The 20,167-nt window shown below is 72.1% G+C and carries 16 protein-coding genes; 3 read left to right on the top strand and 13 right to left on the bottom strand.

Features of this window, described 5'->3' with window-relative positions; all coding sequences use genetic code 11:
• Nucleotides 1–51: 51 nt before the first annotated feature.
• The 4 genes from ACFZBU_RS23835 to ACFZBU_RS23820 all read right to left on the bottom strand — a co-directional run bounded on the left by ACFZBU_RS23835 (nucleotide 52) and on the right by ACFZBU_RS23820 (nucleotide 4,143).
• Nucleotides 52–285, bottom strand: a complete 234-nt coding sequence (locus ACFZBU_RS23835) for a hypothetical protein (RefSeq protein ID WP_391585633.1) — start codon at nucleotides 283–285, stop codon at nucleotides 52–54.
• Nucleotides 286–375: 90 nt separating this feature from the next.
• Nucleotides 376–1,134 (bottom strand): class I SAM-dependent methyltransferase, encoded by a 759-nt coding sequence (locus ACFZBU_RS23830; protein WP_391585632.1) that lies wholly within the window; start codon nucleotides 1,132–1,134, stop codon nucleotides 376–378.
• 208 nt (nucleotides 1,135–1,342) lie between these two features.
• Nucleotides 1,343–2,047, bottom strand: a complete 705-nt coding sequence (locus ACFZBU_RS23825; RefSeq protein ID WP_391585631.1) for a hypothetical protein — start codon at nucleotides 2,045–2,047, stop codon at nucleotides 1,343–1,345.
• Between the two features lie 116 nt (nucleotides 2,048–2,163).
• On the bottom strand, nucleotides 2,164–4,143 hold the full coding sequence (locus ACFZBU_RS23820; RefSeq protein ID WP_391585630.1) for an ABC1 kinase family protein: 1,980 nt from the start codon (nucleotides 4,141–4,143) through the stop codon (nucleotides 2,164–2,166).
• A gap of 189 nt (nucleotides 4,144–4,332) precedes the next feature.
• Between ACFZBU_RS23820 and ACFZBU_RS23815 the strand changes: the two genes are divergently transcribed.
• Complete coding sequence (locus tag ACFZBU_RS23815) at nucleotides 4,333–4,737, top strand: hypothetical protein (RefSeq protein WP_391585629.1); 405 nt, start codon at nucleotides 4,333–4,335, stop codon at nucleotides 4,735–4,737.
• 150 nt (nucleotides 4,738–4,887) lie between these two features.
• Here ACFZBU_RS23815 and ACFZBU_RS23810 read toward each other — a convergent pair whose 3' ends face one another.
• The 4 genes from ACFZBU_RS23810 to ACFZBU_RS23795 all read right to left on the bottom strand — a co-directional run bounded on the left by ACFZBU_RS23810 (nucleotide 4,888) and on the right by ACFZBU_RS23795 (nucleotide 8,872).
• Complete coding sequence (locus ACFZBU_RS23810; protein ID WP_391585628.1) at nucleotides 4,888–5,097, bottom strand: cold-shock protein; 210 nt, start codon at nucleotides 5,095–5,097, stop codon at nucleotides 4,888–4,890.
• 188 nt (nucleotides 5,098–5,285) lie between these two features.
• Nucleotides 5,286–6,392, bottom strand: coding sequence for a nitric oxide synthase oxygenase (locus ACFZBU_RS23805; RefSeq protein WP_391585877.1), 1,107 nt, complete (start codon nucleotides 6,390–6,392; stop codon nucleotides 5,286–5,288).
• A 215-nt stretch (nucleotides 6,393–6,607) separates the two neighbouring features.
• A complete protein-coding gene (locus ACFZBU_RS23800; protein ID WP_391585627.1) occupies nucleotides 6,608–7,780 on the bottom strand; it encodes a globin domain-containing protein in 1,173 nt (390 codons plus the stop codon).
• A 564-nt stretch (nucleotides 7,781–8,344) separates the two neighbouring features.
• Nucleotides 8,345–8,872, bottom strand: coding sequence for a gamma carbonic anhydrase family protein (locus ACFZBU_RS23795; protein ID WP_391585626.1), 528 nt, complete (start codon nucleotides 8,870–8,872; stop codon nucleotides 8,345–8,347).
• Nucleotides 8,873–9,186: 314 nt separating this feature from the next.
• Here ACFZBU_RS23795 and ACFZBU_RS23790 point away from each other — a divergent pair, with 314 nt between their 5' ends.
• Complete coding sequence (locus tag ACFZBU_RS23790) at nucleotides 9,187–9,573, top strand: MmcQ/YjbR family DNA-binding protein (RefSeq protein WP_391585876.1); 387 nt, start codon at nucleotides 9,187–9,189, stop codon at nucleotides 9,571–9,573.
• A gap of 2,340 nt (nucleotides 9,574–11,913) precedes the next feature.
• On the top strand, nucleotides 11,914–12,603 hold the full coding sequence (locus ACFZBU_RS23785) for an HU family DNA-binding protein (protein ID WP_391585625.1): 690 nt from the start codon (nucleotides 11,914–11,916) through the stop codon (nucleotides 12,601–12,603).
• Between the two features lie 376 nt (nucleotides 12,604–12,979).
• Here ACFZBU_RS23785 and ACFZBU_RS23780 read toward each other — a convergent pair whose 3' ends face one another.
• The 5 genes from ACFZBU_RS23780 to ACFZBU_RS23760 form a co-directional block, all read right to left on the bottom strand.
• Nucleotides 12,980–14,047 (bottom strand): PI-PLC domain-containing protein, encoded by a 1,068-nt coding sequence (locus tag ACFZBU_RS23780; RefSeq protein ID WP_391585624.1) that lies wholly within the window; start codon nucleotides 14,045–14,047, stop codon nucleotides 12,980–12,982.
• Between the two features lie 60 nt (nucleotides 14,048–14,107).
• Nucleotides 14,108–15,469 (bottom strand): lanthionine synthetase C family protein, encoded by a 1,362-nt coding sequence (locus tag ACFZBU_RS23775; RefSeq protein WP_391585623.1) that lies wholly within the window; start codon nucleotides 15,467–15,469, stop codon nucleotides 14,108–14,110.
• Nucleotides 15,462–18,755 carry a lantibiotic dehydratase gene (locus ACFZBU_RS23770; RefSeq protein ID WP_391585622.1) on the bottom strand — a complete coding sequence of 1,098 codons (3,294 nt, stop codon included), beginning with the start codon at nucleotides 18,753–18,755 and terminating at the stop codon, nucleotides 15,462–15,464. The genes ACFZBU_RS23775 and ACFZBU_RS23770 overlap by 8 nt, the downstream gene beginning before the upstream one ends.
• 94 nt (nucleotides 18,756–18,849) lie before the next feature.
• Nucleotides 18,850–19,026 (bottom strand): SCO0268 family class II lanthipeptide, encoded by a 177-nt coding sequence (lanA, locus tag ACFZBU_RS23765; protein WP_391585621.1) that lies wholly within the window; start codon nucleotides 19,024–19,026, stop codon nucleotides 18,850–18,852.
• Between the two features lie 447 nt (nucleotides 19,027–19,473).
• The gene (locus ACFZBU_RS23760) at nucleotides 19,474–20,145 is read right to left on the bottom strand and encodes a hypothetical protein (protein WP_391585620.1); all 672 of its coding nucleotides are present in this window, start codon (nucleotides 20,143–20,145) and stop codon (nucleotides 19,474–19,476) included.
• Nucleotides 20,146–20,167 lie beyond the last annotated feature (22 nt).

Below are 20,167 nucleotides of genomic sequence, written 5' to 3'. Positions count from 1 at the left end.
GGGCCGGGGCGGAGGCCCGTGCCGTCGCCGGCCCGGAGCCCCCGCGCGGCGTCAGCTCGTGAGGCCGCCCATCAGTGAGGTCACCGCGGTGTCGAGAGTGTCGGCGGCCTCGGCGCCTGTGTCGGTGCCGGTGCCCGTGCCGGCGCCGCCGGCGACCGGAGCCGTCCCGTCCGACGTGGTGAGTGTGATGTCCTGTCCGGGGCCGGCGTTGGCGACCGGCACGGCCAGCGCCGCGGCGCCCGCGGTCAGCAGGACGGTGGCGAGAATACGTCGAGTGTGCGTCATGCCATCCTCAACGGCGAGACCGCCTCCTGGGCACGCCCTGTCACCCGCCCGGACCCGCCCATGCCCGGCCCGGCCGGCCCGCCCATCCGCTCAGTCGGCCCGCCGTGCCTCGATCAAGAATCGGGTCGAGTGTGCGACGAACGGGCCGTCCCGTTGGATGAGTTCGTGCAGCTCGCGGAGCCGGTCCCGGTAGGCCGCCACGGTGAAGCCGGGCACCATCCAGATCACCTTGCGCAGGAAATAGACGACCGCACCGACGTCGAAGAATTCCATCCGCAACCGTTCCAGGCGCAGATCCACGATCTCCAGTCCCGCCGCCCGCGCGTCCGCGCTCTCGGTTTCGGGCCGGCGGCCCTCGCGCGCCTCGGGTTGTGGCCCGAGGAAGTACTCGACCAGCTCGAACACCGAGGCGGGACCCACGTGTTGTGCGAAGTACGTGCCGCCGGGGCGGAGCACGCGGGCGATCTCGGCCCACCACACCGTCGCCGGATGCCGGCTGGTGACCAGGTCGAACGCGGCGTCGGCGAACGGCAGCGGCGGCTCGTCCGGATCCGCGACCACGACCGCGCCGAGCGGGTGCAGCAGTCGGGTCGCCTTGGCCACGTTCGGCGGCCACGACTCGGTGGCGACCATGGTGGCCGGCAACTTCGGCGCACCCGCCAGCACCTCGCCGCCGCCGGTCTGGATGTCCAGCGCGGCCGACACACCGGCCAGTCGCTCACCCATCAGCCGCTGATAACCCCACGAGGGGCGTGCTTCGGTGGCCCGCCCAGCCAGCCAGGAGAAGTCCCAGCCGTCCACGGAGGCCGACTCGGCCTCGGCCAACAGATCTTCGAACGTGCGTGACATAACCGAATCATTACCGCGAACCGGCGGGTTCGCCAAACGGGTTTCACCCGCCTTTCGAACCACCGGACGGGCCATGACCTGGGCAAATGCGCGGTGTGGGCGGGTCGCGCCGCCGGCCGGGAAGCGCACCCGCCCCGCCCCCGTGCGCCGTCGGCCCGGCGGTGCCGATCGGGTGGAACACCTGCCGGGCCGACCGCCGCCCGGTGCTCTAGCCGACGAACTCCCGGTCCCCGTAGTGGACCGTGGCCTTGGACCAGTCGCCGCCCAGGGTGCCGACGAAGCGCTCGACCAGGGCCGCGTCCGCACGGTCGGCGACCAGTATCAGCTTGCCGCCGCGCACGGTGACCGAGCCGCCGAACAGACGCTCGCGTGCCTCGGCATCGGCGACCAGACCGTCGTGCAGGCGCTGTACGTCCACGCCCGGCACCTCGACCTCGATCGCATCCGCCCGCGGCGAGTCGATGCGCAGGTATTCGAAGGTCAGTACCGACTCCTGGGCGAAGCGCTTGCGCAGCACCTCCGCGACATGGTTGAGCCCGGCGGCGTCCATGTCGTCGACGTCGAATTCGCGCGAGCGTTCATAGGTGGTGTTCTGTAGCTCGCCGGACCAGAACACGCCGTCGAGCAGCGAGGACTTCCCCGGATCGGCGCCGTGGGCGCGGATGATCGCGCGCACCTCGCAGGCGAAGCCGTTCAGCCGGGTGTTCAGTCGCGGGTCGTCGGGATCGCTGATCACCGCGGTGTTGTTCGTGACGAAGATCTCCGCCTCCGGCAGGTGCCGGCGGGTGTGTCCGGGCGACGCGTCGGCCGCGCACGCCGGGCTGTGCGGGCCGGCGGCGACCGCGGTCTGGGCGCCGCCGGCGCCGATGGTGATGCCGAAGGCGAGGACGAGGGCGGCAGGCCAACGCTTCATCGAGTTCTCCCTGGGAGTGGTGGTGGTACCGAACGACCATGGTGCCGAACCACCTCGGCGCCGAACGACACCGGTGCCGAAACGGCGGTAGTACTTCGGCGCCGCGCCGCGCCGCGTCATGTCCGGGCGTCGGCGCGTTCCGCTCGGAAGATGGTGAACAACACCCGCAGGACCAGGACACAACTGACCACCAGCAGGTTGTAGCCGATCACCTGGTACAGCCCCACGCGGTCGCTCACCTGCGGCCCGCCCTCGGTACCGAGCAGTAGCACGGCCATGATCCCGGCGGTCGCGCCGAGCACCGTCAGCAGCGTGCGGTTCAGCATGGACGTGAGCACCCGGCGGTCGCGTTCGTCGGCCAGGAGTCGCACGTTGACCCCGAGTCGGCCCTCCTCCAGCGCCCCGGTCACCCGTTCGAAGCGACGTGGCAGCCGACGCAACACCGGTAGCAGGTGCAGGAGTTCGCTCGTGGCCGCGTCCCGCAGACCGGTCGGCTCCAACGTTTCCGTGACGTGCTTGGTCGCATAGCCGCGCGCCTCGGCGAAGATGTCGAAGCCCGGTTCGATGCCGGTCAGCGTGCCCTCGACCGTGGCGAGCGCCCGGAAGACGGCCGCGATCTCCGGCGCGACCGTCAGTTCGAACGCGGACACCAGCCGGAACAGGTCGGTGAACATGGCCAGATCCGGCGCCAGTCCCGCACTGAGATGGCGGGCCGTGAACTGGCCGAGCGCCCGCTGAAGCCGCTGTTCGTCCAGTTCCGCAGGCCGGGTCACCACCTGGAGCAGCGCATCCGACATCGCGACCGGATCGGCCTGCCCGAGCGCGAGCAGCAACTCCTGGAGTCCGGACCGCAACTGTGCGTCGATCCGGCCCACAGAGCCGAAGTCGAGCAGGGCCAGCCGACCGTCGCCGAGCAGCATGATGTTGCCCGGGTGCGGGTCGGCGTGGAAGATCCCGTCGAACATGATCTGTCGAAGCAGCTCGCCGAGTAGGATGCGCGCCAACTCGTTCCGGTCGACCCCGCGTTCGTCCAGGGTCGTCGCGGCGGTGCCCAGTGGTATGCCGTCCAACCAGTCGAGCACCAGCACCCGTGCGGTGCTCAGTTCGGGATGCAGGCGCGGCAGGACCAGGTTCGCATGCCGCCGCCCGACCCCGGCGGCGGTCACCGCGCTCGTATTGCGTGCCTCGATCCGGAAGTCCAACTCCTCGCGCAGTGCCACCGCGAAGCCGTCGGCGAGCTCGACCAGACCCAGCGCGTGCCCCCACGTGGTGCGCCGGTCCAGGCTCGCCGCGAGCCGCGCCAGGATGTCCAGGTCCCGCTCGACGATCGGGCCGATCCCCGGACGCTGCACCTTGACCACCACCTTGCCGCCGGAGCGCAGCCGGGCCCGATGGACCTGCGCGATCGACGCGGCCGCGAGCGGCTCCGGGTCGAATTCGGCGAACACCTCGGTCACCGGTGCGCCCAACTCGGCGGTGAGGACCCGTTCCACCTCCGCCCACGGCGCGGGCGCGACCCGATGCTGGAGCAGTGCCAGCGCGTCCACGAACTCGACCGGCAGCAGGTCGCGGCGGGTGGACAGGACCTGCCCGAGCTTGACGAAGGTCACCCCGCCGTCCTGGAGCGCCTCCTGCAACGACCGGGCCAGACCGGCCCGCCGACTCGTGCGATCGGCCCGACGGCCGCGCAGATACGGCCCGAGTCCGTGCCGGGCGGCGATCCGGCTGATCTGCGAATAACGGCGCCCGCGGGCCAGGCGCCGGCGCAGTCCGCGGGCGAACTCGACCGTGCCCGGCCACGATCCGCTCGGCACGAGTGCCTCGACGACCACGATGAAGGTCATCGCGGCGAGCAGTGCCACACCGAGCGTGACGGTCATGAAGACGCCGGGATTGTGCCGCTGAATGCTCCCGCCGAGCGCCCAGGACACCACGAGTCCGAGCAACCCCGCGGCCAGCGTGCGCCGCGTGCCCACCGGCAGCCCGAGCAATCGCCGTGCACCCCAGGCCAGTCCGAGGGTGAGCAACAGCGCGGTGAGCGCGGTGGCCACCCACAACACACCCGCGCTCACCGGGGGCTCGGCCGTACTCAGCACGGATTCCACCCCCGGCACGAACCGAGCGCGACGTGCGCGCCGTCGGACCGCGACATTGCTTGCGACATGCCGATGAGACCTTCCCCGAGTGATCGCACACACGTGCGCAGGAGAACCTATCGTCCGGGCCGGAAGCCGCGGCGAATCCGAGTAGGGGTACTCGGGACGCCCGATCCGGGAGGACCCAGGATGGTGGCCGTGATCAACCACCAGTCGTACCCGCCCGTGCCCCGGCCGACCTCGCCCCTCCCGACCCGGCCGTGGCACGTCCCGCCGCCGGCGCCGGTGCGTCCGCACGGTGCGTGGTACGTGGCGCCCGCCGGCTCGGCGGTCCTGGCCGTGTCGTGCGTGGTGGTCGCCGGCGTGGTGTGGGCGGGCGTGCGGGCGGGCAAGTCGCTGCACGACACGACCACATACGGCGACGGCTCGGCGGTCCCGCCGTCCGCGTGGAACGACCACCAGGGCACGGTCGACCTGTGGCTGCTCGCCGCCGCGATCACCGCCGTCCTCGCCGTCGCCGGCTTCGTCGGCCTGGCCGTCGCCCGCGGCCGATGCCGCCGCGAGCAGGCCCGACGGGCCGGCCTGCCGGGCTGATCGGGCAACGCGCCGACCGGTTCGCAGTCCGTCCGCCGCCCGCCCGCCGTTTCGCCCGCCGCCCGGCCGGCCGGGACATGCACCGGGGCACCGCCGGGACGTCGGTCCCGGCGGTGCCCGGTCGTCGTGCGGCGGTCGGGTTGCTACGCGTCAGTCCTTGCGGACGGAGACGTTCTCCGCCTGCGGGCCCTTGGGGCCCTGGACGACATCGAACTCGACCAGGTCGTTCTCCTCCAGCTGCCGGAAGCCCGCGCCCTGGATGGCCGAGAAGTGCACGAACACGTCCGGGCCGCGGTCGTCCTGCTCGATGAAGCCGAAGCCCTTGTCCGCGTTGAACCACTTCACCTTGCCTGTAGCCATCGATCCATTCCTTCACCTGATGCCACGACGTGTCGTGAAGGACGCGCCGACCGGAGCCTTGTCGCGACTGCGGCCCCCGAGATTTCCCGTCCCGCCACCGGCGAAACACCCCGTGCCTGCGGCGGCGGACCGGGCACGCCCCGCCCGGTCCGCCGAATTTCACTCGTTCGCCCGGTGGCCGGGCATGTTCAGGGGCGCCGGCCCGCCGAGCGCCGGCCGGCGGCCTCGTCGAGCAGGTAGGCCGGGCTCTCCGTACTTTCGTCGTGGTCGTCGTAGTAGCGGTGGTAGACCGGGGTCAGGCCGCCGGAGACCGGTGGCACGATCCAGCTCCAGTCCGCCGGACACGTGCGGCCCGCCTCCGCCTCGCGTTCGACGTGCCGGAGGAAGCGGTCGGATTCGGTGTGGTGGTCGGTGATGGTCGCACCGGCCGCGTCGAACGAGTGCAGTACGGCGCGGTTGAGTTCGATCAAGGCCCGGTCCCGCCACAGGGTGCGTTCGCTGGAGGTGTCCATGCCGAACAGGGCGGCGATCGCCGGGAGCATGTCGTAGCGGTCCGCGTCGACCAGGTTGCGGGCGCCGATCTCGGTGCCCATGTACCAGCCGTTGAACGGCGCCGCGCTGTAGGAGACGCCGCCGATCTCCAGGCGCATGTTGGAGATCGCCGGGATCGCGTGCCAGCGCAGGCCCAGGGTGGCGAAGCCGGGGTGTTCGGGGTGGGTGAGCGCGATTTCGCGGATCGCGTCCGGCGGCAGCGCGTACGCGCGGAGTCGGCCGTCCGCGCCCTCGATGATCAGCGGCAACGGGTCGAAGTCGGTGCCCGCGCCGCGCCAGCCGAGTTCGCCCGCGAGTTCGGTGATGCCCAGGTTGCGTCCGTCGCCCACGAGCGCGCCGTCGGCCCGGCGGTAGCCGGCGTAGCGGATCAACTGCTCGTTCCAGATCCGTACCCTCGGCCCGGTGGGGGCGTCGGGCGCGAATACGGTGATCGTCGGCCGGATTCGGCCGCCGCGCCAGGTCTCGCGCAGGTGTCCCGCGCACTGGGCGGCCACTTCCTCGGGGCGGCTCACATGCCGGCGGTCCCGGACGACCAGGCTGTTCCAGTACAACCGGCCGATGCAGCGGGCCGAGTTGCGCCAGGCGGCCCGGGCGCCCCAGACGAGTTCGGCCGAGGTGTGGATGTAGGTGCCGGTTTCGCGGATCTGCTCGACGATCTCACGCCGGCGAGTGTCCCGATCCTCCGGCGACCTGGTCTCCTGATGGAATCGATCGAGGAACGCGAGGGCCCGGGCGGGGTCCACGGCGCCCTCGGGAGTGACATCGGGAGGGGCGGACGGGGGCTGCTGGGCGGGGATTTGCGGGTGGTGTGGCACGGGACACGACGGCTGGTCGCCGCGGATCCGGGTGATGCTGTGCTCGGTCAACGCTCTCCTGGGAACCGGCTCGGCGCTGCGACCGAGGTCGCGGGAGCCTGTTTCGGGTCTGGTGGGGGTACGAGCCGGCGACGGCTCGCGGGTCAGCCCGGCGCATCCGCGGGCACCGGGGCGGACGGTTGGGCCGCGTCGTCGGCGGAATACGCGCCGACGACCGGGTCGTGGTGGATCTGTCGCTTGCTCAGGCCGAGTCGGCGCAGCACCCGGGCGCTGTCCAGCACCATCGCGGGTGGTCCGCTCAGGTACGCGTCGCAGTCGTAGCGCGGCCCGTACTCCCGGACCACGTCGGAGACCCCTCCGCTGATCCCGGCCAGGGTCAGGTCGTCCAGTGCCGGTCGCACGCGCAGCCAGGACACCCGCTGGGACAGCCGCAGCAGATCCTCCAGGCCGTACAGCCCGCTGTGCGCGCTCGCCCCGTAGAACAGGTCGACGAATCGATCGGTGCCGTAGTAGGCCAGTTCCTCGACCATCGCCTTCAGCGGCGCCAGTCCGGTACCGCCCGCCACGCACAACACCGGATTGGGCGCCAGGTGGTCCACCACCATCTCGCCCATGGCGGCGCCCAGTTTGACGCGGTCGCCCGGTTTGGCCTTGTGGACCAGGGCGTTGCTGACCCAGCCCGCGGGCACCGAGCGCACGTGGAAGGTGAGCAGGCCGTTCGGGTCGGGCGCGTTGGCGATCGAGTACGCCCGCCATACGCGCGGCCACCACGGGGTTTCCAGGAAGGTGTATTGGCCTGCCCGGTAGGGGAACGGGATGTCGGGGCGCACCGTGACCACGGCGATGTCGTCGGCGGGCTTCTCGTGCGAGACGATTTCCGCGGTCCAGTGTGGGGGGTTGGTCAGGGCGTCCTCGTCGGCCGCGCCGATCATGATGCCCGCGGCGGCGCCGTACGCGCGTGCCCAGGCGTCCTGTACCGCATCGTTCCAGGTTTCGCCGCTGAATCGGGCGAGGGCGGCGACCAGGCATTCGCCGACCAGGTCGTAGTGCTCGGCGATGACATCGAACTTGCGATGGTCTCGGCCGAGTTGGCCGAGGAATCCGGTCAGCGCCGGCGCGTTGTCCAGGTCGCCGACGATGCGGATCAGCGCGTTCAGCAGACGGTCGCGCTGGACGTCCATCGCCGGGGGGAACAGGTCGCGCAGGTCGGGACGGCGCAGGAACAGCAGTGCGTAGAAGTGGGACGTGACATCCGCGGCCTGGGGGGCGATGACCGCGAGATTCTGTCGGATGATTTCTGCGTCTTGAGATTCCAAAATCGGCCCATCGGTAGCCCTTCCGCATGAGGGTTGTCCGGCCGGCTCCGTCGAGAGTCCTTCGCGGAACACCGGCGGCCGGAACACGATCATGGGGTTGTCGTACCGGCGTCAAGTCGAAGGCCCGGTTCCGGTTGTGGATCGACAGAAGTCCCCTTTGCGGCTGTTGGCGGCATTCGATCGGACACTCTCCGCAGCCATACGCTTACGTATGGCTCTGAAGTTGCCTGATGGGAGGGCGAATTCAAGCCGGTGCGCTCCACGCTCGACGGCCGTGCCGGATGGCCCGACGGGCCCGGCGCGCGGCCGGGGAGGCTGCTCGGCCGCGGCCCGGACGCATCGGGCGCCGGCGAGCGCAGTGCTCGGCCCGAGGCGACGACGAGGACGGCTGCCCGGGACCGCGATTTCCGTCGACGGGCCGACTGCCGCCGGCCGGAGCACCCTTGCGCACCGGCCGGCGTTGGGGTTGGATGCGGTGGTTCTCGGTCCTCGGTCCTCGGTCCTCGCTTCTCGATACCGACCTGCCGGCTCGATGCCGGTCGGTCGGATCGAGCCGCCCCGAGATCAGTCGAAGGTGATCTCGTCGTGCGCCCGAGCCAGGAATTGGTAGCCGGCGCCGTTGGCCTTGATGCCGGCGCGTTCGTCCTCGGTGAGCTCGCGCTTGATCCGGCCCGGTACGCCGGCGACCAGGACGCCGGGCGGTACACGCATGCCCTGGGGCACCACGGCACCGGCGGCGATCAGGGCGCCCGCACCGATGTGGGCGCCGTTGAGGACCGTGGAGTTCATGCCGACCAGGACATCGTCCTCGATCGTGCAGCCGTGCAGCACCGCGTTGTGGCCGACGGACACACGCGCGCCGATCACGGTCGGGAAGTCCGGGTCGCTGTGCACGGTGCAGTTGTCCTGGATGTTGGTGTCCGGGCCCACCGCGATCGATTCGGCGTCGCCGCGCAGCACCGCGCCGTACCAGATGCTCGCGCCGGCGGCGAGGGAGACGGCGCCGACGACGGTCGCGTTCGCGGCGACGAATGCGGCGGGATCGATCTGCGGCTCGTGCCCGCCCACGGCGGCGATCAGCGGGTTCGTCATGGTCCTCCTCGTCGGTGGGTGGACCTTGGCAGGTCCGTCGCGACCGCACTCTAGGGCCTGCGACTCGGGCGTCGGGCCGCCGAGAGGGGGGACGGGAGCTGCCGGGACCGGGGCCGGGCGAGGGTGGCGGGGACGGACTGCCGGGGGGCGGCCGCGAGGGCAGGGCGGACGGGCAGGGGGTCGGGCGGGGGCGTTTCGATGCCGGGGCGGGTCGGGCGCCTGGTTGTCGTGTGCCGGGGGTGCCGCCCGGTTCGGGTGGGCCGTTGTGGTGTGGGCATACTGGCGGGATGGTCGATGCGCAGGGGTTGGCGGGGATGGGGGCCGAGCGGCTGCGGGCCATGTGTCTGGAGTTCAACGGAGCCGTGGAGGAGTTTCCGTTCGGCCGGAATCCCGACCTGTCGACGTTCAAGGTGGGCGGGAAGATCTTCGCGTTCTCGACGCTGACCGACCCGCGGCCGTTGCGGGTGAGCCTGAAGTGCGACCCGGAACTCGCGATCCGGCTGCGCGCCGAACACCCGGCGATCGCTCCCGGCTATCACCTGAGCAAGCGGCACTGGAACACCGTGACCCTCGACGGCTCGCTGCCGGAGACGATGGTGCGGGACCTGATCGAGGACTCCTACGACCTCGTCGTCGCCCAACTGCCCAAGCTGCAACGGCTGAAGCTGGACTGGCCGGGACAACAGCCGGAACAGGCATAGCCGCCCCGGCCGGCCGGGGTCGATCGGGCGAACGCGGCCGACCGCCGGGTGGATTCGGCCGGTCCGGGTGGCGAGACACCCGGAGCCGACGGCCATGTCGCCGGACGGCCGGCTCCGTTACGCTCCGCCGCCATTGCCACCGCCACCGCCGGCGTGCTTGGGCATGGTCGTCGCCCACCTGGGCTCGGGCCACCTCGCGCAGATCACCGCGGCGGTCGAACACGTCGGCTTCGAGGCGATGTTGACCCCGGTCGACGCAGGTCGGGCCCCGACCCCTGGATTGTCTGCTCGGTGCCGATCGAGCGAATCGACACGCCACGCCGACGAGTTCATCCGGCCCGATCGGTTGCGCTCGGAGGAGGCGTACGGGTCGGCGTACGCGTCGTCTCGCCGACTCGGCCGGGCACGATCCCGGCCGCGCGTACCGTCCGACGAGCCGGGCGAACACGCCGGTCGAACTCGCGCCGGGCGCGGCGCAGGGCCGCCCGCCCGCGCCCTCTCGGCCGGGCGGCCGACCGACCGACGCCGCCCGTGAGCCGGCCCGTCTCGGCACCGGATTCGCCTGCCCGATCGGCCTCCGCGCGTCCGTGACCACCGCTGCGGCCCCGGGCGGGCCGATCGGCCCGGGCACGACCATTCGGGTGATCCCGAACCGCCCGTCGACCCGGTCCGCACGTGGTCGCCGCCGCCGATTCCGTCCGAGCCTGCCGGTGGGCCCCTTCGGCATCGACAAGGGATCACGCTGCGCTACCGGACCGGCGCACCAGTCCGAGGAGACGGTCGGCGGGTCGGCTCCCGAGCCCCGATCCGCCCGGCACGCCGCGGAATCGGACCCCGGCCTGCTCGACGGATCCCATCCGGCCACGGAATCCGTTCCGGCAGGCCCGTACGCGCCTTGTCCCGGTGCGTGATTCCGTCCTCGACCGCGCCGGTGCACCGGATGGGGAGCCGGATTGCGCCGGTGAGCCCGTCCCCCTACGAACCACCGCGGACCAGCGCGGACCAGCGCCGACCACTGCGGATCCCGGATCCGCCGGGTGCCGGCGCCACACGCCACCGCCCGCCGCCGAGTCCGTCGCCGAGCCCGCCGTCGGGTGGCGCGGATGTGCTTCGGGGCGTTGCGGATTCCGCTCTCGGCGGGCTGTGCGTGGCCGAAATCGGCCCGGAACGCCTCGACGCGCTCGGCGTGCGCCGACTCGGCCCGTGCCCTGACCGGATGGCTCGCGCCTCGACCCGTCGCGAAATCGAGGATTCGTCCGGATCGGCTGCGATTTCCCCGACGCCCGCGGAGGATCCGGTGCGGCGAAGGGCGGATCCGCAGCGACGAAGGGCGGATTCAGGGCGGACCCGGGGCGATCCGGCGCGGATCGACCCGATTCGGCCCCCTCCACCGGCCCGCCGATGCCCCCGTGGGCCCTCCCGATCGGCCGACGGCGGCCGCGGAATCGGCTTTCGGTGGCCCTGATCCGCCCCGGGCGGCCGCCCGGATCCGGCTTCACCGGTCCGCTTTCCCGTGTTCCGGCCTCGGATCGGCCCTTCCGGCGGGCGGATTTCGCGGGCACGAGCCCCCGGGCGGACCGATTTCGCGTCTTCGGGCCCGGGTCGGCCCGGTGACGGCCGGAATTACCACGGCCGGGGCTGTGATCGGGCCCGGTTCGAGAGCCCGGAGTCGTCGTTGTGCGGGTCGGTGTGCGGGTCGGTGTGCGACCCCGACATACCGCCCGTTCGGTCGCTGCCGGCGCCCATTGCTGGGCATTCGTGCACGTCAACGGCCCTGTGGTGGCGCCGCGGTGTCGGAGATCGAGGGTCGATTCCGCCTTCGGGCGGGGGCCGGTCGCAATGCGCCGGCCGGGGCCGCACGGAGTGTCGGGCGGTCGATCGATTGCGGGTCGGATTCGATGAGTTGCCGGCGGCTCGGGGCGCGGATCACGTCCACGGACGGACGTTGCCACGCCGAATGTGCGAAATCCGTTCGGCGGAAGCTCGCGTCGGCGAGTATTTCCCGATTACCGCACCTGCGGAGACCGTCGCCGGGCCACGGGGGAAGCTCGTCCGGAGTGCCTCGGGCCTTGCGCCACAAGGGGAAACCGCCCCTCGGTGGGTCAACATCGGGACCGGACAGGAGGATTTGTCGAGCGTTTCGCGGATCCCCGCGTGGGCCCTCGTCGTTGATCCAAGGGGGTGTTTCGGGCGCGTCTTTGCCGCGGTTCGAAATGCCCCCCGTGTGACGGAGAGTTACAGTCATGGAAATGGGTACTGGCGCAACGGCGTTCGACCCGATCGGTCGGATGGTCCGGCCGGTCGAAACGATCGGTACCCCCGCACCACGAAAGGCATCTCATGAACAAGGCACAACTCGTCGAAGCCATCGCCGACAAGCTCGGCGGCCGGGCTGCGGCCGAGGAAGCGGTCGACGCGGTCCTGGACACCATCATCCGTTCGGTCGTCGCCGGGGACCGCGTCTCGGTCACCGGCTTCGGCTCGTTCGAGAAGGTCGAGCGCGCCGCCCGGTACGCCCGTAACCCCCAGACGGGCGAACGGGTTCGGGTGAAGAAGACCTCGGTGCCGCGCTTCCGCCCGGGCCAGGGCTTCAAGGACCTCACCGGCGGCACCAAGAAGCTGACCCGTGGCGAGACCGCGATCAAGAAGGCTTCGCCGGGCACGGTGACCGGCGGTACCACCGTCGCCGGCAAGAAGGCCGCGGCCAAGAAGACGACCGCGAAGAAGGCCACCGCCAAGAAGGCCCCCGCCAAGAAGGCGACCACCCGGGGCACCACTGCGGCGAAGACCGCCGCTCCGGCCCGCAAGACCACGGCGAAGAAGGCCGTCGCCAAGACGACCGCCGCCAAGAAGACCACCGCCGCGAAGTCGACGGCGGCCAAGAAGACCACCGCGAAGAAGACGACCGCGAAGTCCACGGCGGCCAAGAAGACCACTGCCAAGAAGACGCCCACCACGCGCAGCGCGCCCGGTCGCAAGACGGCCGGCGCCAAGCGCGCGACGGGCGCTCGCACCGCCAATCGCGCCTGAGGACCACCCGGTCGGATGCGATGGTCGGACCGCCCGTGCGGGGCGGTCCGACCGGGGTGCCGGGTCGGAACGCCCCGAGGGTCCCGCCGGAGCGTTCCGACGGCGGACCGACCGGCACACGCGTCGTGCCGCCGGTCGCCCCGCCGTGCGTCGGAATCCGCCGGATCGCGCGGGATCACGCCGGCGACAACGGGGTCGCCGCGGCCCGGGCCCGCCCCGCGTGCCTTCTCGCCCCCACGCCGACCCGCCCCGTGCCACCCGGGTGTTTCGCGCCTTGCCCGTCCCGCGGCACGGGCCTGCCCCGCGCCCACCATGCGCCCAGGGCCCGCACCACGCGACCTCGCCCGGCCCCTCGGCTTCCGCCGCCGGCCGCCGCTCAGCCCCCGTTCAACTCGCCGACGATCGATGCCGGGCTGTGCCCGCTCCCGTCGGATTGCCGATGGAAGTCCACCGCGACGAAGTTCGGATTCCGCCCCGCCGCCGTTGCGCACTGTTGTGCGATGCGATTGCGCAGCTTGGTCCCGTTGTCCAGGGCGGCGGTCCCGATCGTCGGCACATTGCGGAAGTGGCTCATCGCGAACAACCGGCGAAAGCCCGGTTCGGTCCGGTTCAGCGGGATGTCGGACCATCGGCTGGTGCAGGCCAGATCGTTGCCCAGGTCACCCAGGCTCCAGTAGTTCTGCACCGTCCAGTCCCGGTCGTACATCACACCCAGACCCTCCTTGCCGGGCTTGTCGGAGAACAGCAGCAGGCGCTTGTCCGCGGTGACCATGTCCGCCACCCTGGGCCAGCCGTTGTTCCGCACGCCGGCGGTGTCCGGCCGAAACAGCAGATCGGGCAGGCCGCGCACCTGCTCCAGGGACCGGCGGAGCCGGTCGGTGTCGACGTAGTCCTCCAGGAACACGGTGACCACCTCCAGCGGATTCGCCTTCAGGAAGTCGACCACCGTCTGCATCGTCCCGGCGAGGCTCTGCCGAGGCAGCGCATAGGTCACCCCCGCGAACGCCTTGCAGTCCCCGTGACACAGGTACACGTCGCTCGGGTAGCAGTCGCTGCCAAAACTGATGATGCACAGGCCGGTGCTGTGCTCGTACCAGTGCGTGTCGAGCATCAGCCCGCGTACGCCCCGGTCCAACTGCCCGCGTACCGACTCGGACTGGTTGACCGAGGACCAGCGCGAGTCCTCGTAGTTGGTGAACGAGTTGTGCGTGGTCAACGAAGTGACCTGGTCGAGCCGGTCGTTGCCCCAGCGTTGCTCCGCGGCGGTGAGGGGTGCCGCGGTGGCCGTGCCGGGGAGGGTCGAGGGGACGAGGGCGGCCAGGAGCGCGAGCACCACGAACAGGAGGCCACGTCCGGGCCGGCCGAAGGGGCGCAACCTGCTGCGGGATCGGGGTCGTTCCCGGGATCCGGGGGAGGCGGTCGGTGTGCCGCTGGAAGAGTCCATGGCAGGGGAACGTACTCGCAACAGGCCGCGTTTTGACCCCCGTCGACCGCCCGGCCGGAATCACGCCACCAGGAGCGCCTGATCCCAGCCGGCCACCACGCGACCCTCGGCGTACGCGTCCAGGGCGAGCGCGACACCCGCCGCGCCCTCCAGGAACGCCGGCACGTCCACGCCCTGCGGGACGCGGGTCATCGTCGAGCGGAAGCCGAAACGGTACTCGTCGCGATACTGCGCCAACACCAGCGCGGCCAACTCGTCCCGAACGGAAGGCAGTCGGGCGTCGTCCAGGTGTTCGCCCAGCAGGCCGAGCAGGTGCAGCAGCCCGCCCCAGCCGTGACACAGCGCCGGATCGTCGATGCCCCAGTCCGCGACCGGCGTGCCGAGCAGGCCGGTGAGCGAACGGCGGGTGAGCTCGTGCCAGTCGGCCCGGTCGAGGGCGAGCGCCGCCAACTGCACGGCACGGGAGACCCCGGGGGCGCCGTAGCACCAGGACGGGCGCTGCGCCGGGGTACCCGGGTCGGGTGCGGTCGCCCACTGCTCCAGGGTTCGAAAAGCCGGCCACCACAGGGCATCGCCGGTGGGGACGGCGCACTCGGCGAGCAGCGCCACCAGTTGTTCGATCGCGGCGCGTTGCCCCGGTACCCGTACCTCCGCACGCCAGGCCAGCGCGAGCAGCGCCAGCGGTCCGGCGATCCCGTGCGACAGGCCCAGGTTGAGATGGCCGGCGGGCATCTCCACCTCCTGGCCCAGTTTGGGCGCGGCCAGGGTCCACCAGCGCGGCACCCGCCGGCCCCGATGCAGGATCTCGCCCTCGGCCAGCCCGACCAGATAGGACAGCACCATCCGCAACTCGTCGCCGTCGGCGTCGCGGGCCAGCAGGTAGCGGCCGACTCCGCTCAGCCCGCGGACGGCCTCGAACTCGCCGTTGGTGGTGAGCGGTGTGTTGGTGCGCGGGCGCGGCAGCGCCGCCCGGACCACCCGGCGCTGGTGCTCGTCCATGCGGGCCAAGGCGTTCACATACCCGCCGGTCGCGCGGTGGGCGACCAGCGTGGCGAACGCGACCGAGCCCGGCCCGGTGAAGATGCCGGCCGCCGGAAAACGCTCCGCGGCCAGTACCTCCATCGCCCTGGCCAGGTGCGCGTGCGCGCGGGCGGCGTGCTCGGGCCCGCGCGGGGTGCTGCCGCTGAAGGCCAGGGAGACGCCCGGGAATCCGCTGGACAGCGACAGGTCCACCCACAACGGTTGGTCGTCGCCGTCCCAGGACATCTCCGCCAGGACGGCGGTGTCCGCGGCGACCGCGGCCGGGTCGGCGAGCCGCTCCAACACCCGCGCCACCATCGCCCGCGCCCGGTCGGCGAAGCGGGGCTCGGCGGGTGCGCCGACCGTGGTCGTCGTCGTGCCGTCCTGCGCCGGCTCAGCCATCCCGCTCGTTCCTCTCCCGGTCGTCTGCGCCCTCGCCGGTCCCGGAACCGGCGCCCGCGGCCCCGGGGCGGGTGGCGCTCTTCGAGATCGCGGCCTTGGGGCCGGTGGCGCCGGGCTCCGCCGCCCCGGGCCGTCCCGGGGCGTGCGCGAGCCGGCCCAGGTGGTCGCTCGCGATCCCGCGCAGGAGGGCGTAGCCGCGCTGTTCGCCCGCCCGGTCGATGCCGAGCAGTCGGTTGTGTTGCATGTGCAACAGGCCGAGCACGGCGTTCTCGTGCGCGGCGCCGGCCGGTCGGCGGCCCGCGTCGGACAACACGATCGCGCCGTACGCGCGGCCGTACTCCGGCCGCGTCCACAACCGGGCCAGCGCCGGGACGCCCAGCCGTTCGCCGACCGCCGCGGCGGTGTGTCCGGGCCGGATCAGCTCCCGGATCAGCGGCCGATGTCGGCGGAACGCGCTCTGGTCCGGGTCCTTGACGAACGCGTACCGCACCCACGAGGGCCAGTCCCAGTCGCCCAGACTCTCCAGGAGCAGTGCGTGGTTGACCGCGATCAGCACCTCGTCCGGCACCGCGAGCGCACCGCCTGCCCGCAGACGCAGTTGGGCGATGGCCGACCTGCTGTCCAGGGTGAACAGGCGCTCCGCCGCCGCCAGTGCGTTCGGCCCGCCGTAGCGCCGGGTCTCCGGCTCGTACACGTCGAGTGCCATCGTGCGGATGGCACCCACATCGCGCATGGCCCTTACATGCCGGGCCAGTTCGGGCAGCACCCGGTCGCGCAGCGAGGCCGGGGCGCCGTGCAGGCGGATCCTGATGTGCGGGTCCGGGTCCAGGTATCGGATGAAGAACCAGCGGTCGACGTGCTCACCGACGTCGGCGAGCAGCGCGGGCAGGTGCACCCGGAGCAGTTCGTCGTGGGTGTCCGGCGTCGCGTACAGCTTCGCGAACAACCAGTCCTCGCCCGGCAGATGGTAGGCGGCGGCGGACTCGACGACGGGTTCGGGCACGGCCGGGGCGATCGCGGGCAACGCCCGAACCGTGGCGCGGCGGGTCAGCGGGACCACCACCTCGGTGCTGTGCCCGTGCGCCCAGCCGAAGCCGCGGCCGTCCTCGCTCAGGTCCTCCAGCAGCGCGATCCGGCCCCGGCGCACCTCGTGGCGCAGCAGCGTGCGGTGCCAGGGCAGGGCCAGATCCACGCCGTACACCCGGTCCCAGTGCACCACCTGGACCCGGTCCGGCACGCCGTAGCGGTCGCTCCATTCGCGCAGCGCGCGGTCGAACTCGGGCGGGTCCTCGGCCGCCGCGCACATCGCGCGGTCCGGGGTCCAGCGTTTGGGTGCGGCGACGACCCGGCCGAAGGTCACCCTGGGCAGCAGCGGCAGCGCCTCCAGGCCGGTCCAGTCCCATCCGGTCCAGGTCCGGGACCGGCCGAAGACGATGTCCACCATCAGCCGGACCACCTTGGGCGCCTCGCGATCGAGCGCCAGCATGTGCGGCACCACGGGCATCACCCGCTGCCCGGTCCGGGGCAGGATCAGGTGCAGACCGGCCGGGCCCACTCCCACGAGCAACTCGCGCCAGTCCAGGCTGTGCGGGTCGCGCCGATCGGCGTACACCCCGACCGGGATCTCGTGCGGCAACAGGCGCGGTACCTGGATCATGTTCAGCGCGCGAGCGGTGTGCGGGCGGAACGAGATCTGGGCGGGTACCGCGTCGGCATCCGCCGCGGCCGCCACCAATTCGGCCAACTCGGCGCTGCCGTCCGTGAGTTCGGCGAAGCGCCCGGCCATCGAGCCGGCCACCCAGGAGCCCGCGTGCGCAGTGCCGACCAGCGTGAAGCGGCCCTGGTCCAGTGCGGCGGCGTCGGGCGCCAGGAGTTGGAAGCACAGGTCGAGCGAGTTCGGCGGTGCGGCGGGTTCGCCACCCTCGGACTGCGCGGTCCCGGCGAGCAGTTCGATCAGCTCCGGGGTGAGCCGCAGTTCGCGGTCCTCGCGCAGCAGTGCCTCCTGGACCAGTTCGGCGACCAGCACCCGCCGGTCGCGGCCGGGTCGGTAGCGGGTCGTGGGTTGTTCGCCCGGCGCCAGGCGGTCGCCGTAGCCGGTCGGGAAGCCCAGGCCGCGGTGCGGGTCCACGAGTTCGGCCAGCGGGACGGTCCGGGTGGTGCCGTACCGCTCGATGAACCGATTTCGGTAGTCGCGCATGTGTTCGTGGGTGACCCACGCGTCCGACAGCGTCCACATCGCGTCGGCGTAGGCGCTCGCCTCCTCGCCCACGGCTCGGGGCAGGGTGACTTCGGCGTCCATCCGCAGGTCCACCTGCACGGGCGGACGGGCGGCGTCCGCGTGCGGATCGACCAGTGCCATCAACCGGTGCCACGGCTCGGTGCCCTCGCCCGGCCGGGCCTTCTCGTATTCGCGCACCGCACTGCGGGTGGCCCGGAACTCTGCGGCGACGGACGGCAGTTCCTCGACGGCGGCATCGATGCGATCGAGCAGTGCGTCGTCGAGCCGGTGCGGGGTGATCGAGCTGAGCAGGAAGCCGTGTCGCAGCAGTTGCGCCACCGAGGCGTCGAGCCGGTCGCGGGGTGCGCCGGGGAACGCCTCGGCGGCTCGGTCGAGCAGGGTCCGGTACGGGACGGGGTGCGGTGCGGCCGCGCGGATGTGCGCGACCAGTGGGCTGTGCCGCACCGAGATCTCCCGCTCGGGGCCGGACAACACGAGCCGGTCGCCGCGCACCCGACACAGGTCGTTGAGCACCACGTCGACGCGCCGGCGGACCTCGGGCTCGGCGAGCCAGGCCCGGACCCGCTCGTCCAGCCGGCCGGCGTCCGGGCGGACCGCCTTGGTGCCGGGGCCGTGCACCCGCACTCGTGCGGATGTTCCCAGGTGGGCGGTGGTCACGCCGGCGAACAGGCCGAACGGGGTCGGCCGGCCGCTCATCCGCAGCGCGTACCGGGTCACCGACAGCGCGGTGCCGGTCAGCCGCTTCGCGCCGAGGTCCACGCCCGCGTCGAGCCGATCCAGGGCGGCGGCCAGGCTGCCGCTGGCGACTCGTACCGCCTCGCGCAGCAGCGGGTCGGCGATGATCCGGCGCAGCCCCTCGGCGGTGTGCGCGTGGGCCGTCTCCGGAGCCGATTCGGCGCGTCGGAGGCCGGAGCCGGAGCCGGCGCGCGGCACGCTCGCCATCCGCACGAAGACCGGGCCGGCCGGTTCGTATTGCTTGTCTCGCGCGTCGTCGCGTCCCGCGCCGGGACCGTCGACGTGCCCAGGATTCCGCTCGGAGTGTCGCACCGTGTTCCGCACCGACCCCATGCCCGTGTGACCGGCTCTCGCCGAAGGATGACACCCGGGGGCGGGCGCAACCGCCCGCCCCCGGACTTGCAGGTCAGGCGCAGCAGAGCGGACAGCGCGACTGCACGCCGTACGTGCTCGGCGAGGTCCAGCCGCCGGCCGCCCCGAAGTCGGCCGCCTCGAGCTCGCCGTCCGCGATGCGGACGTCGAGGTCGAAGTCGGCGAAGTCGCGCGTCTCGGTGGTTTCTTCGAGCAGAATCTTGTCGTTCATGACAACTCCCGCGATATCGGTCGCAGCGCTTTGGTGGGTGCCGCGAATCCAGGAGATCTGTTTGATCTCGGGGAGGACGCTAAGCGCTGAATAGGCGGCCGACAAGAACGATTACCAGCCATCCGCGCCGGCTGGAAATCTCCCTGTGGAAAGCGCGATCAGGCTCCTACCCTGCAAGGATGCCGAGCGGGTGCGGGCCGGACCGGCGTCTTCACGAGGGGGTCGCCTGCGTCGTGACGGGCCGGGAGGTGAATCCCGGTTAACCGATTTCGTTGGCATCTTCTGCGTCGAGAACATTCCGCGCGGCAATTTTTCGGTGCGGGCCGCAGGGTCTCGTGGAATTCATTCGAATGAGCCGCCCGGCCCTATTCGGAAATGATCTTCGAGGGTGATCTTCGCTTCGGTTCGAGGCCGTGGTGCGGGATGTCGGGTCCGGGCCCGCCCGCATCACCCGCCGGCACGCGGCGGGTGGTTCAGCGGGGCACCGTCCCCGACCGGCGGCAGATCGCCACGCTCGACCGGGGTGTTCGCGGTGGTCGGCGCCGAGCGCGGCGCGGGGGTGCCGGACGCCGGGGGCGCCGGGAGGGCGGCGGAGGGTTCGGCCGGGCGGGCGGCGAGCAGCGCCGCGTACAGGGTGGCCCGGTCGATCTCCTTCGGGTCGGCCCACACCCGCACGACCATGCCGTTGCCGGCGCGGGAGTAGGTGTGCTCGGCCGACGTGCTGCGATACCACGCGGTGCCGTCCGCCACGCACGTCTCGCCCGCCGGCGGATTCGGCCGGCAGTCCGCGGAGTTCGAGTCGCCCGCGTCCACGCCGAGGTGAATCTGCCTGCCCTGCGCCGATACGTAGACCGCCTGGAAGCCGCTGTCCTCGTACACCGCGACCGATTGCCGCGCGAGCACGTAGCCGGGCACGTCGGTGACGTGGACGAACCGGGGCTCGACGCCCGCGGGCGGTGTACCGGCGGACCCGGGGTCCCCGGTCGGCGGGTTCGCGCCCTGGGGGTGCAGGCCGCCCGAACCGGCCGCCGGGCCGTGGCCGGCCTCGGTGCTCCCGCACCCGACCAGTAACAGTGCCGCCGACAGTACGACCCCTGCGGTGAGTCCACGCGTGTCCATGCGGCGCACCCTAATCGACGGC

The sequence above is a fragment of the Embleya sp. NPDC008237 genome (assembly GCF_042956465.1).
In the GTDB taxonomy this organism is placed as follows: Bacteria; Actinomycetota; Actinomycetes; order Streptomycetales; family Streptomycetaceae; genus Embleya.
Note: the sequence above shows the minus strand (reverse complement) of the source record. Positions and strands in the feature narration are given on the sequence as shown.

Coding starts and splice junctions, on each gene's coding strand:
- ACFZBU_RS23835 (WP_391585633.1), bottom strand. CDS start 285: ATGACGCACACTCGACGTATTCTCGCCACCGTCCTGCTGACCGCGGGC.
- ACFZBU_RS23830 (WP_391585632.1), bottom strand. CDS start 1,134: ATGTCACGCACGTTCGAAGATCTGTTGGCCGAGGCCGAGTCGGCCTCC.
- ACFZBU_RS23825 (WP_391585631.1), bottom strand. CDS start 2,047: ATGAAGCGTTGGCCTGCCGCCCTCGTCCTCGCCTTCGGCATCACCATC.
- ACFZBU_RS23815 (WP_391585629.1), top strand. CDS start 4,333: ATGGTGGCCGTGATCAACCACCAGTCGTACCCGCCCGTGCCCCGGCCG.
- ACFZBU_RS23810 (WP_391585628.1), bottom strand. CDS start 5,097: ATGGCTACAGGCAAGGTGAAGTGGTTCAACGCGGACAAGGGCTTCGGC.
- ACFZBU_RS23795 (WP_391585626.1), bottom strand. CDS start 8,872: ATGACGAACCCGCTGATCGCCGCCGTGGGCGGGCACGAGCCGCAGATC.
- ACFZBU_RS23790 (WP_391585876.1), top strand. CDS start 9,187: ATGGGGGCCGAGCGGCTGCGGGCCATGTGTCTGGAGTTCAACGGAGCC.
- ACFZBU_RS23785 (WP_391585625.1), top strand. CDS start 11,914: ATGAACAAGGCACAACTCGTCGAAGCCATCGCCGACAAGCTCGGCGGC.
- ACFZBU_RS23780 (WP_391585624.1), bottom strand. CDS start 14,047: ATGGACTCTTCCAGCGGCACACCGACCGCCTCCCCCGGATCCCGGGAA.
- ACFZBU_RS23775 (WP_391585623.1), bottom strand. CDS start 15,469: ATGGCTGAGCCGGCGCAGGACGGCACGACGACGACCACGGTCGGCGCA.
- lanA (WP_391585621.1), bottom strand. CDS start 19,026: ATGAACGACAAGATTCTGCTCGAAGAAACCACCGAGACGCGCGACTTC.
- ACFZBU_RS23760 (WP_391585620.1), bottom strand. CDS start 20,145: ATGGACACGCGTGGACTCACCGCAGGGGTCGTACTGTCGGCGGCACTG.